Genomic DNA, 241 nt, shown 5'->3' on the forward strand with positions numbered 1-241 from the left:
TCGAGGAGCACGGCGCCCGGCACTCCAGCGACTACCTGGCCGCCACGGCAGAGATCAACCACACGGTGACGACCCGCGCGATCAAGCGTGTGATCGCAGCCGAGCTGAGCCCGCACGTTGGCTGAGGCCCGGTCCGGGCGGGTGGTGCCGGCCGGCACCACGGGACTCGTCAACAACACCATCGAGTTCTCCGCGGTGGACGGCCCGGGCAACCGGTTCGTGGTGTTCACCCAGGGCTGCA

At 69.7% G+C, this 241-nt stretch carries 1 pseudogene; it reads left to right on the top strand.

Going from position 1 to position 241, the window contains the following annotated elements:
• Nucleotides 1–141: 141 nt before the first annotated feature.
• Nucleotides 142–241: pseudogene (locus BN358_RS26435) on the top strand (YjjW family glycine radical enzyme activase); the annotation flags it as partial.

It is taken from the genome of Sedimentibacter sp. B4, from assembly GCF_000309315.1.
GTDB classification, from domain to species: domain Bacteria; phylum Bacillota; class Clostridia; order Tissierellales; family Sedimentibacteraceae; genus Sedimentibacter; species Sedimentibacter saalensis.